Raw genomic sequence first — 16,476 nt, forward strand, 5'->3', positions numbered from 1 at the left:
CGCTCACTCAACCCCCCGGCGGCCTTGCAAGCCGCCGGTGTGGACGAAGATCAGGCGCGAGCCTTGGGCAAACCGGCCTGCTTCTACTTGCGACTTGAGCATCATCAATGCCTTGCCGGTGTAGAGTGGCTCCAGTTCGATTGCGTGGGTGGCATCGAGGAAGTCCCTCAGTGGCGAGTCGACCCGGGCAAAGCCGCCACGGCTGCCATCGAGCAATTCATAACGGGGGTCGGTAATGCCTGCCTGGCCCACGATGTTTTCGACCTGTTGCGCCACGCCATGGTCCTCGGGCACCGCGAGCACACCATGGACCGGATGCGCGCCCGCTTCGGCCAACACCAGCCCCGCCAGCGACGTTCCGGTCCCGCAAGCCAGCCACCAGCCGTGATAATCCGTCCAACCCAATGCCGTCAGCTGCCCACGGGCGCTGGTTACCCAGGCCTTGCAGCCCAGCGCGCCCGGCAAGCCTGAACCGCCCTCCGGCACCGGATACAGGTGGGGATACCGCACCTGCCAGGGTGCCCAGAAATCCACGGCATGCCGCTCCCGATAGCCGCCGTACCCCAACCAGTGCAGCTCCATGCCGAATGCTTGCAGGTCGAGTACTGTCGGTGTTTCCTGGGGATGGCCACGCACTAGCCCGACCGTTGGAAAACCAAAGCGCTTGCCAGCGGCGGCCAGTGCGTGCAGGTGGTTGGAATAGGCGCCGCCCAGGCTCATGATCCCCTCGGCACCGGCCTCATGGGCAGCGCGCACAGAGTGAACCAGCTTGAACCACTTGTTGCCGCTGATCAGTGGATCGATCCGATCCAGACGCAACACCGCCACTTCGACACCGGCGCGGGTGAGCCAATCCAGATGAAGGGGTTCGAGTTTGGGGTTGGGGTGCCAATCAAGGGCAGAAAGAAGCATGGCGAGCAGGCCCGGCGCAAAGAAGCCTGCATCTTAACAGGCGCTCACGAATGACCGCAGCCCCGGACCTCACCACCATTCCCTTGTGGGAGCGAGCCTGCTCGCGATGACGGCGGCTCATCCAACCTCTCTAGTGACTGGACCGACGCTATCGCGAGCAGGCTCGCTCCCACAGGGGATTTGCGGTAATCCTGGGGAAGAATTACAACTGCGCCGCCAACCGCGACCCCTGATTGATGGCCCGCTTGGCGTCCAATTCCGCCGCTACGTCGGCGCCGCCGATGAGATGAACAGTCTGACCCGCCGCTTCCAGGCCCTCCTGCAATTCACGCAGCGGATCCTGGCCGGCACAGATCACGACGTTGTCCACTGCAAGCACCTGCGGCTCGCCGCTGTCGCCGATACGGATGTGCAGGCCTTCGTCGTCGATCTTCAGGTACTCGACACTGTTGAGCATCTGTACCTGCTTGTTCTTCAGCCCCGTGCGGTGGATCCAGCCGGTGGTCTTGCCCAGGCCGTCACCGACCTTGGAAGTCTTGCGCTGCAACAGGAACACCTGCCGCGCCGGCGCATGGGGCTCGGCCTTGATCCCGGCCACGCCGCCGCGTGCCTGGAGCTGGGTGTCGATCCCCCACTCCTTCCAGAACGCCTCGCGGTCCTGACTGGTGGCGACGCCCTGGTGCACCAGGAACTCCGACACGTCAAAGCCGATACCACCGGCGCCGATCACCGCCACGCTGCGGCCCACCGGCTTGCGCTGCAGAATCACGTCCAGGTAGCTCAGCACCTTGGCGTGCTCCACACCGGGAATCGCCGGCACCCGTGGCGCGATGCCCGTGGCGAGAACGATCTCGTCGTAACCGCCTGCCACCAATTGCTCCACATCCACACGGGTGTCGAGACACAACTCGACATGGGTGGTCTGCAGCTTGCGCTTGAAGTAACGCAGGGTCTCGAAGAATTCTTCCTTGCCCGGCACGCGCTTGGCGACATTGAACTGGCCGCCGATCTCGCTGGCCGAATCGAACAGCGTCACCTGATGCCCACGCTCGGCCGCCACCGTGGCCGCGGACAACCCGGCGGGTCCGGCGCCGACCACGGCAATTTTCTTCACCTGGGTGACCGGCAGGTAGTTGAGTTCGGTTTCATGGCAGGCCCGCGGGTTCACCAGGCAACTGGTCAGCTTGCCGCCGAAGGTGTGATCGAGGCAGGCCTGGTTGCAACCGATACAGGTATTGATTTCATCCGCCCGGCCAGCGGCAGCCTTGATGACGAAATCCGGATCCGCCAGGAACGGCCGTGCCATGGACACCATGTCGGCGTCACCTTCGGCGAGGATCTGTTCGGCCACTTCCGGCGTGTTGATGCGGTTGGTGGTGATCAGAGGAATACTCACCGAACCGCGCAGCTTGGCCGTGACCTTGCTGAACGCCGCCCGGGGAACCTTGGTGGCGATGGTGGGAATGCGTGCCTCGTGCCAGCCGATACCGGTGTTGATAATCGTCGCGCCTGCCTGCTCGATCGCCTTGGCCAACTGGACGATTTCTTCCCAGGAGCTGCCGCCCTCCACCAGGTCGAGCATCGACAGGCGAAAAATGATGATGAAGTTGGGCCCTACCGCCTCGCGCACCCGACGCACGATTTCCACCGGCAGGCGCATGCGGTTTTCGTAGCTGCCGCCCCAACGGTCGGTACGGTGGTTGGTGTGAGCCGCCAGGAACTGGTTAATGAAATACCCTTCCGAGCCCATGATCTCGACGCCATCGTATTCAGCTTGCTGGGCCAGCCTCGAGCAGGTGACGAAATCGCTGATCTGTTTCTCGATCCCTTCCTCGTCGAGTTCCTTGGGCTTGAACGGATTGATCGGCGCCTGGATCGAGCTCGGCGCCACTTGCTTGGGGCTGTAGGCGTAGCGTCCGGCGTGAAGGATCTGCATGCAGAGCTTGCCACCGGCCTCATGTACGGCCCGGGTGACGATCCGGTGCTTGAGCGCTTCTTCTTCGGTGGTCAGCTTGGCGGCGCCGGAATACACGCCGCCCTCGTCGTTTGGCGCGATCCCGCCGGTTACCATCAGGCCTACGCCACCACGGGCACGTTCGGCAAAATACGCCGCCATGCGTTCGAAACCACCGGGCTTTTCCTCAAGCCCCGTGTGCATCGACCCCATCAGGGTACGGTTGCGCAGTGTGGTAAAACCCAGGTCCAACGGGGCCAGCAGATGCGGGTAGTGAGGGGCGGTCATCGGTAACTCCACAACGGGCGAACACGAAAAGTGCGGAAGCTCTGCGGCGTCCATCAGTCATGCCCACAGCCTAAAAGCCGGGACAAGCGCGCTCAATGACCGAAACTGACAACTTATTGATCCAAATGCGCAGCGATCCAGTACCAATGGAGGAGCGCACCCAGGTGACTCCCAGTTGAATGGGTCCTTGTCTCTCAGCGTCGCCAAGGCGCTGGACCCGCAACTGAACGAGTTCGACCGCAGCCTGGTGACACTCTCCGAACGCAACGCCAACGCCAGCGGCGTGCACGCCAAGGCCTTGCTGGAGGACATCGCGCAACTGTCTCGCCGGATCGTCGGCAGCTCGGTGAAAAGTCGCCACCGTTTCAGCGCTACCCGGGCTTACGCACAATTGGTCTTCGAGCGCCTGGCCGAGTTGCGTGAAAGCCATTTGGGCGACTGCCAGAGGCTGGGCGTGTTTATCGAGCGACGCTTCAAGCCGACCGTGCGCTATTGCGCAGCGACCGAGCAGCGCCTGGAACAACTGGCCATGAGCATTGCCAACCTGGGCGACCTGCTCCAGGCGCGGGTACAAGTGGAAATGGAAGACCAGAACGCGGAGATTCTACGCAGTCTCAATGCCCGGGCCGATGCACAGGTCAAGATTCAGCGGGCGGTGGAAGGGCTGTCGATCATTGCCATCACCTACTACCTGATCAACCTGTTCAAGCTGGTCTATAGCGGACTGCATACGCTGGGTGCGGACCTATCGGCGCGCGAAGCATTGCTGGGGATGGCGCCACCGGTGCTGCTGATCATGTTGTTGATCATGCTGCGGATCAGAAAGGCCAAGAATCACTGAGTGTCAAACCTGTCCATTGCCCAATGTGGGAGCCAGCCTGCTCGCGATGGCGATGTGTCAGCCGCGATCGCGAGCAGGCTGGTTCCCACACAAGGACTTCTCTTTTGCTAATTCCAGGTTTTACCGTACCCTGCCCCGTAAGAACCGTACACGGCCGCTGACTGCTCTCCATGCGTAAACTTCTGTACCTGCTGTTTTCACTGGCCCTGATCGCCGCCCTGACGAGCTATGCGCTGTGGACGGCGGATCGCCCGACGGGGCACTACCTCTCGGACCTGCGCATCGACCTGGCAGTCGACCAGGGCGTTCGCGCCGATCGAGGCAACTTGCTGGGCATCCAGCCTGAGCTGTTCCCCACCGACTACCAGAACCCCGGGCACTTGCGCCGCAAACTCGCGGCCTATCTGCAGACCGCTCGCGAGCTGGGCTTGCTCAGCGACAAGACCGTCGTGGTCCTGCCCGAACACATCGGCACCTGGTTGATGATCAGCGGAGAAAAGGACGAGCTGTATCAGGCCGGCACATTGAAGGACGCCATGAACTGGCTGGCGATCAGCAACCCGCTGGCATTCATCCGGGGGTTGATCAGTGCCCAAGGCGACAACCGCCTGGACGACGCCTACCTGCGCATGAAAGCCGACAGCATGGCCCGCGATTACCAGGCCATGTTCGGTGGGTTGGCCCGGGAGTTCGGCGTGACCCTGGTGGCCGGCTCCATCGTATTGCCCGAGCCCAGCGTCAGCGAAGGTGAACTGAAGATCGGCCGCGGCGCGCTGTATAACAGCAGCCTGGTGTTTGGCCGCGACGGTCGACCGCTCGGGCAGCCCCAGCGTCAACAGCATCCGGTGTTCGAGCAACGGGATGTATTGGAAGCCGACCGCCAGGACGCGCTCCGCGTCGTCGATACCCCCGCTGGACGCCTGGGCGTGCTGATCGGCAGCGACAGTTGGTATCCGCGCTATTATCGACAACTCAACGATCAGGGCGTGCAACTGATCGCGGTGCCCGCCTTTGTCAGTGGACGTGACAGCTGGAACAAACCCTGGAACGGCTATAAAGGCCTGTCCACACCCAGCGAAGTGAGCCTCAAGCCCGGTGAAATGAGTGAAGGCCAGGCCTGGCACCGCCTGACGTTGACCAGTCAGTTGCCCATCAGCCAGGCCAAGGGCGGTGTGAGCGTGTTCCTGCGCGGCCAGTTCTGGGACAACGGCAGCGCCGGCCAGAGTTTCATCAGCCACGACGGCCAGCATTTCCCCGACGGCGATGCCCGTGGCGCCCGCCTGCTGAACCTGTGGTTGTGAGCATGAAGCCGATGCGCCTGGGCGACCTGTCCGTGGGCTTCGTCCACAGCCTGGCCGATGCGGTAGCCAGCCATGGCCAGGATCCCCATCCCCTGCTCGAACAGTACGGCCTCGACGCCGCACGCCTGGCCGAGCCCGGGGCGCGATTATCGATTCCACGCTATATGCGCCTCGGTCACGCTGCGATCCAACAAACCCAGGATGCCGCCCTGGGCCTGCGCATGGGCCAGCTCAGCCGCTTGAGCCAGGCCGGCCTCGCTGGCGTCACTGCGGCCCAGGCCCCGACGGTACGCGAAGCGGCACGCTGCCTGATCCGCTTCGAACCGTTGTATGGCTCCAACTATCGTGGCCAATCGAGTTTCCACGAGGATGCCCGGGGTGCCTGGCTGCGGTTCTACTCCATCAGCCCCTATAACGCCTATAACCGCTTCGTGGTGGACTCGATCGTCGCCGGCTGGCTCCAGCAGTTGTCCAGCGTAAGCGATACCCCGTTACGGGCCGAGCGCATCGAGATCGAATTCGAGGCACCGGCTTACCTGGACGCCTACCGTACGCTTGGCGATTGCCCGATCCTGTTCGGTGCCGACCAGAATCAGCTGCGCCTGGGCCTGGAAGCCCTCGCCCGGCGCAACCCACAGCATTGCCCCAGCACCTGGCGGCACTTGGTTCAACTGTGTGAACGGGAACTGGAACAACTCACCCGCACCCGCAGCCTGCGCGAACGCATCATTCAACTGCTGGGGCCGTTGCTCAACGGTGGCCGGGAACCCGACCTGGAGGAAGTGGCGGCGCGCCTGAAGCTGCCGACCTGGACACTGCGCCGAAAACTGGCAGAGGAAGGCACGCAATTTCGCGCGATCCTCAATGACACGCGCCGCGACCTGGCCATGACCTACATCCGAGATACCGAACTCGCGTTCGGCGAAATCGCCTACCTGCTGGGCTTCGCCTCGGCCGAGGCATTCCAGCGCGCTTTCAAACGCTGGAATGGCCAGACGCCGGGGGAGTTTCGTCGCAGCCAGAGGGCGAATTGAAATTCAAGCCTGCCGCTTGCGGCTGCTCTTATAACTCCGTCGCATCCTCGGCAGGCTCCAGCGGATCCAGCTCGTAGGCCTGATATTCCAGCAGCTCTTCCTGATAATCATCCATTTTGAATCCTTCCCATGTCGTTGACCGATGCCTGATGGCCTTGGTGTCAGAATAAAGCTGCTTTATGAACAAAACATGAAGCAAAGGCTTCATGTTTCAAACGTAGCACAGCAATGGGAAATCAACCTATACAGGTGTGACAAGGAATGACTGCCTTGCCATGTCTCTCAGGATGAAGGAAGCGGCTGAATCGCCTCGGTCGGCGGTGGCAGATCACTGGGAGGGGGCGGCGTGACCACTTCCTGCGTCGATTCAGGGCTTACGTAGGGCGCGGGCTCGCTGGGTGCAATCGGCGCAGGTTCCGGCGGCGGTGCGACAGGCTCGGACGCTGCAGGTGCGACCTCAGCTGGGGCTGGGGCCGCTGGCTCTGCCGGCGCAACGGGCGCCGGAGCCGGTGTCAACGCAGCCGGTTCGGCCTTGGGCTCCGGAACCCCCAGCTCAGTATTCGGCTTTTCGGCAGCCGGTGCGCCTTTCTTCGCTTCAGCAGGCAGGAACATCTCCACCAAGGCAAAGAAGCGCTCGTAGAATTTGGTCGCCGAGACGGTTTCGCTGGCCACCTTGACCATCGAATCATCCGACGACCCGATCGGCATTGACACCGACCCCAACACACCCACACCCAGGCTGGCGGAATTGTTGACTTTCTTCAGCGCGTAACGGTCCTGCAACGCGTTGGCGAACATGGTCGCATGATGTCCAGTACCGCCGTCTTCAGCACAGACCAGGTTGAAGCTGATCTCCATGTGGGTATCACCGGTCTGCTGGAAGCTCTTATGACCACTGACCAGCTTCGGATCGCTGCTGGTAATGATATAGCCCTGGCTGAGCAAGGCCCGGCGCCCCGCTTCGCAGGTCACCGTGTCGCTCACCGGATAAGTACGGGAGAACGTACCGGAGTCATCGAAGTTCTCATGCTCGTAAATAGCGGCTTTCTTCGACGAGCAACCGGCTGCGGCGACCAGTATCAGTGCCAATCCGACGGTGCGCATGTGAAATGATCTGAACATTGAACATCCTGAGGAAAACGGTCCGGGGGCGTATTGTGCAACAGAACGCCCATCGGCAGCGTGGGTATTCATGTCTCAAAGGGGTTACAAGTCTACTGGGGGATGTTTGCGGGAAAAAGACGTAAATCCAGTGGACCGATGAACATCCTGTCATTTGGCAACAGGCACTTACAAAAAGACCCCGGCTTTTCGGCCGAGGTCTTTATCAGCAAGCCATCAAGGCATCAGTAACGCTTGATGTCCGCCTCGCTTTCCAACTGCTTGCGATAAGCCGCAAAGTCCTGCTGGCCAACACGGGACGCGAGATAGCGGCGATATTCAGCTTTCTCCGCGTCGGTCGGTGCCGCGGCTTCGTTCACGCCACGCAGTTGCACCAGCATCAGATTGCCGTCGGACAAGGTCACGCTGGTAAACGTCGGCTTGTCCTTGGACTCGGGTTTGGGCATGCGGAACAAGGCCTGCAGCACCGCCGGGTCGATACCTTCCTGACTGCGAGTCGCCGCCTCGACAACCTTCCAGCTTTGACCGTCGACAGCCTTGGCCAGCGGCGTTTTGCCTTCGCGCAAGCTGGCGATCAACTCGTCCGCCCGGGTCTTGGCGGCCTCGCTGGCATGTTCCTTGGCCAGCTGGGTACGGATGGCTGCTTCCACGCTTTCCAGCGGCAGTTGCTCGGGTTTGCGATGCTCCTTGGCACGCAGCACCACGACGGTTTCCGGATCCAGCTCGATGGCAGTACTGTTGGCACCTTCATCCAGCACTTCCGGACTGAACGCAGCAGTGACCACAGCACGGTTGGCCGCGATCCCTTCTCCACCTTCGCGGCCGAACGGCGCCGACGTGTGGACGGTCAATTTCAAGTCCTGGGCTGGCTGCGCCAGATCGGAAGCTTCGAACGAAGCATCTTCCAATTGCTTGGTCGCCTCAACGAAACGCTGCTCCACTTGTTGAGCTTTCAGCTCGCGGGTCAGCTTGTCCTTGAGGCTGGCAAAGGTTGGTACTTCAGGCGCTTCGACACCCAGCAGCTTGATCAGGTGAAAACCGAAATCGGTGCGCACCGGTGCCGAAACCTGATCCTTGCTCAGCGCATACAGCGCCTTTTCGAACGCCGGATCGTAGACGCCGGGACCAGCATAGCCGAGGTCACCGCCATTGTTCGCCGAACCCGGGTCCTGGGAAAACTCCTTCGCCAGAGCCTCAAACGATTCGCCTTTGGCCAGGCGCGCCTGGATTTCCTCGATCTTCGCCTTGGCCTGGGCTTCGCTGACCTTGTCGTTCACTTCGATCAGGATATGGGCCGCCCGACGCTGTTCGGAGAGGTTGGCGATTTCTTTCTGATACGCCGCTTGCAGGTCTTCATCCTTGACACTGACCTGATCGAAGAAAGCGGCTTTCTTCAGTTCCAGGTAATCGATCACCACCTGATCGGGGCTCATGAATTCCTTGGCGTGCTTGTCGTAGTAGGCCTTGACCTCGTCATCGGTCAGCTTCACCGCCGACGGATCGGCCTTGAGGGTCAGGGTGGCGAAATCACGGGTCTGTTTTTCCAGACGGGCGAACGCCAGCACCTGGGCATCGGTCACGAAACCGCTTCCAGCGAGACCAGCGCGCAACTGGCCGATCAGCATTTCCTGGGCCAGCATCTGGCGGAACTGCAGGCGGGTGTAACCCAGCTGGCGAATCACCTGGTCGAAACGTTCCGGGCTGAATTTGCCATCCACCTGGAACTCAGGCGTTTGCAGGATCACCTGATCCAACGCGGCTTCGGAAAAAGCGAACTTCGCATCGTGCGCGCCTTGCAGCAGCAACTTGCGGTCGATCAGGCCCTTGAGCGCCGAATCGCGGAGCATCTTTTCGTCAAGCAGAGAGGCGTCGAAGTCCTTGCCCAGCTGTTGCATGAGCTGACGGCGTTGCATGTCGACCGCCTGGCTCAGCTCGTTCTGGCTGATGTTCTCGCCGTTGACCTTGGCCGCGTCATTGCTGTGGGTGGTGGCTTTGAAAATGGCATCGAAACCGGTCAACGCCATCAATGCGACGATGACCCCGATGATGGTCTTGGCAATCCAGCCTTGTGAATTGTCCCTGATATTCTGCAGCATGCGTCCCCCAGAAACGGTTGAACTTCAAATTAGGCAACCGTGGAGCGTGGGTAGAATCCGGATAGAAGAAAGGCGCATCCGAAGATGCGCCTTCTCGTAACTGGCGGAGCGGACCGGGCTCGAACCCGCGAGCCCTGGTACGACAGACCGGTTGGAACCGATCCCCGCTACCGCTCCGCTGCCAAGCCAGGCATGACCCCGACCCGGATAAACTCAATGAAACTTAGTTAACGGCGTCTTTCAGTGCTTTACCGGCCTTGAAGCCTGGCTTCTTGGCAGCAGCGATCTGCAGAGCCTGGCCAGTCTGTGGGTTACGACCGGTACGAGCTGGACGATCGGTAACGGCGAAGGTACCGAAACCAACCAGAACAACGGAGTCGCCAGCCTTGAGAGCACCAGTGATGGATTCGATTACAGCGTCCAGCGCGCGGCCAGCAGCAGCTTTCGGGATATCAGCGGATGCAGCGACAGCATCAATCAATTCCGACTTGTTCACTCTAAGTCCCCTTATATCTATTTGAGATGATTCTAAGTTTTTTTGGTGAAAGCAAAAACGAGTGCTGAATGGCCTACAGACACTTAAGAGCCGCTTTATAACAAGGGCTCTAAAAAACTGTCAAGGAAGCCCCCCAGGCAAATGCGTATTAATGCGTGCTAATTCTTTCCTTAGAGTCAGACTCTCGCTTCTCATCTTTCGCGACAATCTCCGGAGCCACATCCGGCAAGGGCTCCGGCGCGTATTGCAGCGCAATTTGCAGGACCTCGTCAATCCATTTAACCGGTTTGATCTGAAGATCCTGCTTGATATTGTCAGGAATTTCTTTCAGATCGCGCACATTCTCTTCTGGAATGATCACGATCTTGATCCCGCCGCGGTGTGCTGCCAGCAGTTTTTCTTTCAGCCCGCCAATGGCCAGTACCTGTCCACGCAGGGTGATTTCACCGGTCATGGCAACGTCGGCACGCACCGGAATGCCGGTCAATGCCGATACCAGGGCCGTGCACATGCCTACGCCGGCGCTGGGGCCGTCTTTGGGCGTAGCGCCCTCGGGCATGTGGATATGCGTGTCACGCTTCTCATGGAAGTCCAGGGGAATGCCCAGGCTCCGGGCGCGGCTGCGAACGACCGTCTGCGCTGCGGTGATCGATTCGACCATCACATCGCCCAGGGAACCGGTCTTGATCAACTGGCCTTTGCCCGGTACCACGGCGGCTTCAATGGTCAGCAACTCACCACCGACCTGAGTCCACGCCAGGCCGGTCACCTGACCGATCTGATCCTGCTGCTCGGCCAGGCCATAGCGGAATTTACGCACGCCCAGAAAGTGCTCCAGCAGGTCTGAAGTCACCTTGACTGCAAAGCGCTTTTCCAGCGCGTGCTCCTTGACCGCCTTGCGGCAGACCTTGGCAATCTGCCGCTCCAGGCCCCGCACACCGGCTTCGCGGGTGTAGTAACGGATGATGTCGCGAATCGCTTCCTCGTCGAATTCCAGCTCGCCTTTCTTCAGGCCGTTGGCCTGGATCTGCTTCGGCGAAAGGTATTTGACGGCGATGTTGATCTTCTCGTCCTCCGTGTAGCCCGGCAGACGGATCACCTCCATGCGATCCAGCAACGCCGGCGGAATGTTCATGGAGTTGGAGGTGCACAGGAACATCACATCCGACAAATCGTAGTCGACTTCCAGATAATGATCGTTGAAGTTGTGGTTCTGCTCCGGATCGAGCACTTCGAGCAATGCGGAAGCGGGATCGCCGCGCATATCGCTGCCCATCTTGTCGATTTCGTCCAGAAGGAACAGCGGATTGCGCACGCCGACCTTTGTCATCTTTTGAATCAATCTTCCTGGCATCGAACCGATGTAGGTACGACGATGACCACGGATTTCCGCTTCGTCGCGCACGCCGCCGAGGGCCATTCGCACGAACTTGCGATTGGTGGCGTGGGCGATCGACTCCGCAAGGGAGGTTTTACCGACCCCGGGAGGACCAACCAGGCACAACACCGGGCCACGGATTTTCTTCACGCGCTTTTGCACGGCGAGGTATTCAAGGATACGTTCCTTGACCTCCTCCAGACCGTAGTGATCGGCGTCGAGGATGTCCTCGGCACGGGCCAGGTCCAAGCGCACCTTGCTCTGAGCCTTCCACGGCACCTGCACCAGCCAGTCGATGTAGGAGCGCACCACGGTGGCTTCAGCGGACATCGGCGACATCTGCTTGAGCTTGTTCAACTCGGCCTGGGCTTTGGCGAGGGCATCCTTGGGCAAGCCAGCGGCATCGATGCGCTTTTTCAGCTCTTCGATTTCGTTATGGCCTTCGTCACCGTCCCCCAGCTCTTTCTGAATGGCCTTCATCTGCTCATTCAGGTAGTACTCGCGCTGGCTACGCTCCATTTGTTTCTTGACGCGACCACGAATGCGCTTCTCGACCTGCAGCAGATCGATCTCGCCGTCGAGCAATGCCAGCACGTGTTCGACACGGGCGGACAGATCGATGATCTCGAGGATTTCCTGCTTCTGTTCGATCTTGAGCGCCATATGGGCGGCCATCGTATCGACCAGCCGGCCGGGCTCATCGATGCTGTTCAGCGACGACAGCACCTCAGCTGGCACTTTCTTGCCCAACTGTACGTACTGCTCGAACTGGGACAACAGGCTGCGGACGAACACCTCGGACTCACGCTCGGGTACGTCGGCTTCGTCGATCAGTGACACTTCAGCGCGGCAATGACCGTTCACTTCGCTGAAACGCTCGACCGCCCCGCGCTGCTCGCCTTCGACCAGGACCTTGACGGTGCCGTCGGGCAGCTTGAGCAATTGCAGGACCGTTGCAATGGTGCCTACGCGATAAAGTGCGTCCTCACCAGGATCATCGTCAGCAGGATTTCTCTGGGCCACCAGCAGAATCTGCTTGTCACCCGTCATCGCGGCCTCGAGGGCTTCGATGGACTTCTCGCGCCCCACGAACAGCGGGATAACCATGTGCGGATATACCACGACATCGCGCAATGGCAAGAGAGGCAATTCGATGGTTGTCTTCATGATTTCGCCTCAACGGCGGCCACAAGGCCGGAAACAGATGGAAGTAAGCTTGAAACCAAGATGGGGGCAGCCTTGAAAAAAAACAAGCGCTAAGGCAAATGCCAGACGGTTAAAAGAAATAAAAGTCATGTACAACTTTATGTGGCGAGGGGGATTTATCCCCTCGCCACATAAAAGCAAAGGGGCCCGAAGGCCCCTCCTTTGTTCCGGCAGCAGGACGATCAGGCGTCCGGTGCAGCCTTGGCAGCCGGCTCGCTGTTTTCGTAGATATACAGCGGCTTGGACTTGCCTTCTATGACACTTTCGTCGATCACGACTTTGCTCACCTCGGACTGCGAGGGGATTTCGTACATCGTGTCGAGCAATACGCCTTCGAGAATCGAGCGCAACCCACGGGCACCGGTCTTGCGCTCCAGGGCTCGCTTGGCCACCGACTTCAGCGCGTCGGAACGGAACTCCAGGTCTACGCCTTCCATTTCGAACAGCTTGGCATACTGCTTGGTCAGGGCGTTCTTCGGCTCGGTCAGAATCTGCATCAACGCAGCCTCATCCAGCTCGTCCAGCGTCGCCAGGACCGGCAGACGACCAACGAATTCCGGGATCAGACCAAACTTGACCAAATCGTCAGGCTCGACTTCACGCAGGGACTCACCGACCTTCTTGCCCTCTTCCTTGCTGCGCACTTCGGCATTGAAGCCGATGCCGCCGCGCGTGGAACGGTTCTGGATGACCTTCTCCAGACCGGAGAACGCACCACCGCAGATAAACAGGATGTTGCGAGTGTCGACCTGCAGGAATTCCTGCTGCGGATGCTTGCGACCACCCTGGGGCGGAACGGAAGCGACCGTGCCTTCGATCAACTTGAGCAAGGCCTGCTGCACGCCCTCACCGGATACATCCCGGGTGATGGACGGGTTGTCGGACTTGCGGGAAATCTTGTCGATTTCATCGATGTAGACAATGCCCATCTGGGCCTTTTCCACATCGTAGTCGCACTTCTGCAACAACTTCTGAATAATGTTCTCGACATCCTCCCCTACGTAACCCGCCTCGGTAAGGGTGGTTGCGTCGGCGATGGTGAACGGAACGTTCAGCAAACGGGCCAATGTTTCGGCAAGCAGGGTCTTACCCGAGCCTGTCGGGCCGATCAGCAGAATGTTGCTCTTGCCGAGTTCGACGTCGTCATTCTTCTTGTCACGTTGGTTGAGGCGCTTGTAGTGGTTGTAAACCGCTACGGCCAATACCTTTTTCGCACGCTCCTGACCAATTACATACTGGTCAAGGATGCCGCTGATTTCTTTAGGCGAAGGCAACTTATGCGCGCTGCTTTCGGCCTGGGCTTCCTGCACCTCCTCGCGGATGATGTCATTGCACAGGTCGACGCACTCGTCGCAAATGAAGACCGAGGGGCCGGCAATCAATTTGCGTACTTCATGTTGGCTTTTGCCACAGAAAGAGCAATAAAGCAGTTTGCCGTTGTCCTCGCCGTTGCGGGTGTCAGTCATTCGATCGATCCAAATCCGATAGGCTTGCAACACAAGATGAAGGCAATTGCGGGCTTTTTCAAGCCCGCAGGCGGCCGGTCATCCCAACCACCTGCATTTTGAATGGCTCAGGCAGGCATTTGACGCTTGTTGATCACGGAGTCGATCAGGCCATATTCGGCCGCACGCTCGGCGCTCATGAAGTTGTCACGCTCGGTATCTCGCTCAATGGTTTCGAGGCTTTGACCGGTGTGATGAGCCAACAGCGAGTTCAAACGCGAACGAATATGGAGGATTTCCTTGGCATGGATGTCGATGTCCGACGCCTGGCCCTGGAAACCGCCCAATGGCTGGTGAATCATCATGCGCGAATTAGGCAGGCAATGGCGCTTGCCCGCTGCGCCGCCGGCGAGCAGGAAGGCGCCCATGCTGCAGGCCTGGCCGATGCAGATGGTGGAAACATCCGGCTTGATGAATTGCATGGTGTCGTAGATCGACATGCCTGCAGTCACCGAACCGCCGGGGGAGTTGATATAAAGATGGATATCCTTGTCCGGGTTTTCCGCTTCAAGGAAGAGCAGTTGCGCCGCAACCAGGTTGGCCATGTAGTCTTCAACGGGCCCGATCAGGAAGATGACACGCTCCTTGAGCAGACGCGAATAGATGTCATAGGCACGTTCGCCACGGGCGGACTGCTCGATAACCATCGGGACCAGGCCGCCTGCGGCCTGGATGTCAGAGCTCTGCTGATAAAAAGAATTGCGGGACATGTCTCGCAGTCACTCCCAAATAGTTATGTCTTGAATACGCATAAGCCAGCACGAAGGCTGGCTTATGGTGTGTATTTCTTACCGCAGAGCAATCAATCGGCTTGTGGAGCTTCCACCGGCTTGACCGCTTCTTCGTAAGAGACCGCTTTATCGGTCACGCTAGCTTTCTGCAGAACAGTATCCACAACTTGTTCTTCGAGCACAACCGAACGGACTTCGTTCAGTTGCTGGTCATTCTTGTAGTACCAGGACACGACTTGCTCAGGTTCCTGATAAGCCGACGCCATTTCCTGGATCAGCTCGCGAACGCGGGCTTCGTCAGGCTTGAGTTCGTATTGCTTGACCACTTCTGCAACGATCAGGCCCAGTACGACACGACGCTTGGCTTGCTCTTCGAACAGCTCGGCCGGCAGTTGATCAGGCTTGATGTTGCCGCCGAACTGCTGAACAGCCTGCACGCGCAGACGGTTCACTTCGTTCTCCAGCAGGGCCTTCGGCACTTCGATCGGGTTCGAAGCGAGCAGACCGTCCATGACCTGGTTCTTGACCTTGGACTTGATGGCCTGACGCAGCTCGCGCTCCATGTTCTTGCGAACTTCGGCGCGGAAACCTTCCAGACCGGTTTCCTTGATGCCGAACTGAGCGAAGAACTCTTCGTTCAGCTCAGGCAGCTTAGGCTCGGAAACACTGTTTACGGTCACGGTGAACTCGGCGGCTTTGCCAGCCAGGTCCAGGTTCTGATAGTCCTCTGGGAAGGTCACGTTCAGCACGCGTTCTTCGCCGGCTTTCGCGCCGACCAGGCCATCTTCGAAGCCCGGGATCATGCGACCGGAGCCCAGCACCAGCTGGGTGGCCTTGGCGGAACCGCCAGCGAATACTTCACCGTCGACCTTGCCGACGAAATCGATGTTCAGCTGATCTTCGTTCTGGGCTGCGCGATCGGCCACTTCGAAACGGGTGTTCTGCTTGCGCAGGATGTCCAGCATCTTGTCCAGGTCGGCATCCGACACGTCAGCGCTCAGGCGCTCGACGGCAATCGACTCGAAACCGGCAACGGTGAACTCGGGGAACACTTCGAAAGTGGCAACGAATTCCAGGTCCTTGCCTTTTTCCAGCACTTTAGGCTCGACCGATGGCGCGCCGGCCGGGTTCAGTTTCTGCTCGACCACGGCTTCGTAGAACGAAGACTGGATCACGTCGCCCACGGCTTCCTGGCGCGCATCAGCTTCGTAACGCTGACGGATCACGCTCATTGGCACCTTGCCTGGACGGAAACCTGGGATTTTGGCCTTTTGGGCAGTCTGCTGCAGACGCTTGTTGACCTGAGTCTCGATGCGCTCAGCCGGCACGGTGATGCTCATGCGGCGCTCAAGAGCAGTAGTATTTTCAACAGAAACTTGCATGGATATTCCTCGTTGCACAGACGTTGGCCGGGCGTTTTCCGACCCCAGAATCAAGGGCATGCATTCTAGTAGGTCAAACCCAAGAAGTCACCCTACTGAAAATGGCTGGAAAACAGGCGCCGGCATTGGGGGCAAGGCAAACGGTCATGCCTCGCCCGGATTGCAAATACAGCCGATCATTCCAGAGGCTCTGCACCAACGCTTCTATATATAGAAGCGTGAACCTGCAC

12 protein-coding genes and 1 pseudogene are annotated in these 16,476 nt (G+C 59.5%); 3 read left to right on the top strand and 10 right to left on the bottom strand.

From position 1 onward, the window contains the following. Positions 1-3: 3 nt before the first annotated feature. On the bottom strand, positions 4-912 hold the full coding sequence (locus FBY02_RS04370; protein ID WP_144923862.1) for a 1-aminocyclopropane-1-carboxylate deaminase/D-cysteine desulfhydrase: 909 nt from the start codon (positions 910-912) through the stop codon (positions 4-6). Positions 913-1,114: 202 nt separating this feature from the next. Beyond that, a complete protein-coding gene (locus FBY02_RS04375; RefSeq protein ID WP_144923865.1) occupies positions 1,115-3,154 on the bottom strand; it encodes an FAD-dependent oxidoreductase in 2,040 nt (679 codons plus the stop codon). Between the two features lie 184 nt (positions 3,155-3,338). Between FBY02_RS04375 and FBY02_RS04380 the strand changes: the two are divergent. The 3 genes and pseudogenes from FBY02_RS04380 to FBY02_RS04390 form a co-directional block, all read left to right on the top strand. Further along, positions 3,339-3,995 (top strand): annotated as a pseudogene (locus FBY02_RS04380) (DUF3422 family protein); the annotation flags it as partial. Between the two features lie 170 nt (positions 3,996-4,165). Continuing rightward, positions 4,166-5,296: a carbon-nitrogen hydrolase family protein gene (locus tag FBY02_RS04385; protein WP_144923870.1), complete on the top strand. Its 1,131-nt coding sequence runs from the start codon at positions 4,166-4,168 to the stop codon at positions 5,294-5,296. Positions 5,297-5,307: 11 nt separating this feature from the next. Next, positions 5,308-6,330: an AraC family transcriptional regulator gene (locus FBY02_RS04390; protein WP_371921393.1), complete on the top strand. Its 1,023-nt coding sequence runs from the start codon at positions 5,308-5,310 to the stop codon at positions 6,328-6,330. A gap of 28 nt (positions 6,331-6,358) precedes the next feature. Here the strand turns inward: FBY02_RS04390 and FBY02_RS04395 are convergent, their stop codons facing one another. The 8 genes from FBY02_RS04395 to tig all read right to left on the bottom strand — a co-directional run bounded on the left by FBY02_RS04395 (position 6,359) and on the right by tig (position 16,246). Continuing rightward, positions 6,359-6,538, bottom strand: coding sequence for a hypothetical protein (locus FBY02_RS04395; RefSeq protein ID WP_144923877.1), 180 nt, complete (start codon positions 6,536-6,538; stop codon positions 6,359-6,361). Positions 6,539-6,612: 74 nt separating this feature from the next. Further along, the gene (locus tag FBY02_RS04400; RefSeq protein ID WP_144923880.1) at positions 6,613-7,452 is read right to left on the bottom strand and encodes a DUF2242 domain-containing protein; all 840 of its coding nucleotides are present in this window, start codon (positions 7,450-7,452) and stop codon (positions 6,613-6,615) included. A gap of 224 nt (positions 7,453-7,676) precedes the next feature. After that, positions 7,677-9,548 carry a SurA N-terminal domain-containing protein gene (locus tag FBY02_RS04405; protein ID WP_144923883.1) on the bottom strand — a complete coding sequence of 624 codons (1,872 nt, stop codon included), beginning with the start codon at positions 9,546-9,548 and terminating at the stop codon, positions 7,677-7,679. Between the two features lie 223 nt (positions 9,549-9,771). Beyond that, positions 9,772-10,044 carry an HU family DNA-binding protein gene (locus FBY02_RS04410; protein ID WP_047703756.1) on the bottom strand — a complete coding sequence of 91 codons (273 nt, stop codon included), beginning with the start codon at positions 10,042-10,044 and terminating at the stop codon, positions 9,772-9,774. 148 nt (positions 10,045-10,192) lie between these two features. After that, complete coding sequence (gene lon, locus FBY02_RS04415; RefSeq protein WP_139641705.1) at positions 10,193-12,589, bottom strand: endopeptidase La; 2,397 nt, start codon at positions 12,587-12,589, stop codon at positions 10,193-10,195. A gap of 221 nt (positions 12,590-12,810) precedes the next feature. Beyond that, positions 12,811-14,094, bottom strand: coding sequence for an ATP-dependent Clp protease ATP-binding subunit ClpX (clpX, locus tag FBY02_RS04420; protein ID WP_003183176.1), 1,284 nt, complete (start codon positions 14,092-14,094; stop codon positions 12,811-12,813). A 107-nt stretch (positions 14,095-14,201) separates the two neighbouring features. Then, entirely contained in the window at positions 14,202-14,843 is a 642-nt protein-coding gene (gene clpP / locus FBY02_RS04425; RefSeq protein WP_003183177.1) for an ATP-dependent Clp endopeptidase proteolytic subunit ClpP, read from the bottom strand. A 92-nt stretch (positions 14,844-14,935) separates the two neighbouring features. Beyond that, on the bottom strand, positions 14,936-16,246 hold the full coding sequence (gene tig, locus FBY02_RS04430) for a trigger factor (protein WP_041021204.1): 1,311 nt from the start codon (positions 16,244-16,246) through the stop codon (positions 14,936-14,938). Positions 16,247-16,476 lie beyond the last annotated feature (230 nt).

The organism is Pseudomonas sp. SJZ078, from assembly GCF_007828255.1.
Classification (GTDB): Bacteria; Pseudomonadota; Gammaproteobacteria; order Pseudomonadales; family Pseudomonadaceae; genus Aquipseudomonas.

Excerpts from the sequence above, each read along its gene's own strand:
- FBY02_RS04370 (WP_144923862.1), bottom strand. The coding sequence starts at position 912 with ATGCTTCTTTCTGCCCTTGATTGGCACCCCAACCCCAAACTCGAACCC.
- FBY02_RS04375 (WP_144923865.1), bottom strand. The coding sequence starts at position 3,154 with ATGACCGCCCCTCACTACCCGCATCTGCTGGCCCCGTTGGACCTGGGT.
- FBY02_RS04385 (WP_144923870.1), top strand. The coding sequence starts at position 4,166 with ATGCGTAAACTTCTGTACCTGCTGTTTTCACTGGCCCTGATCGCCGCC.
- FBY02_RS04390 (WP_371921393.1), top strand. The coding sequence starts at position 5,308 with ATGCGCCTGGGCGACCTGTCCGTGGGCTTCGTCCACAGCCTGGCCGAT.
- FBY02_RS04395 (WP_144923877.1), bottom strand. The coding sequence starts at position 6,538 with ATGAAGCCTTTGCTTCATGTTTTGTTCATAAAGCAGCTTTATTCTGAC.
- FBY02_RS04400 (WP_144923880.1), bottom strand. The coding sequence starts at position 7,452 with ATGTTCAGATCATTTCACATGCGCACCGTCGGATTGGCACTGATACTG.
- FBY02_RS04405 (WP_144923883.1), bottom strand. The coding sequence starts at position 9,548 with ATGCTGCAGAATATCAGGGACAATTCACAAGGCTGGATTGCCAAGACC.
- lon (WP_139641705.1), bottom strand. The coding sequence starts at position 12,589 with ATGAAGACAACCATCGAATTGCCTCTCTTGCCATTGCGCGATGTCGTG.
- clpX (WP_003183176.1), bottom strand. The coding sequence starts at position 14,094 with ATGACTGACACCCGCAACGGCGAGGACAACGGCAAACTGCTTTATTGC.
- clpP (WP_003183177.1), bottom strand. The coding sequence starts at position 14,843 with ATGTCCCGCAATTCTTTTTATCAGCAGAGCTCTGACATCCAGGCCGCA.
- tig (WP_041021204.1), bottom strand. The coding sequence starts at position 16,246 with ATGCAAGTTTCTGTTGAAAATACTACTGCTCTTGAGCGCCGCATGAGC.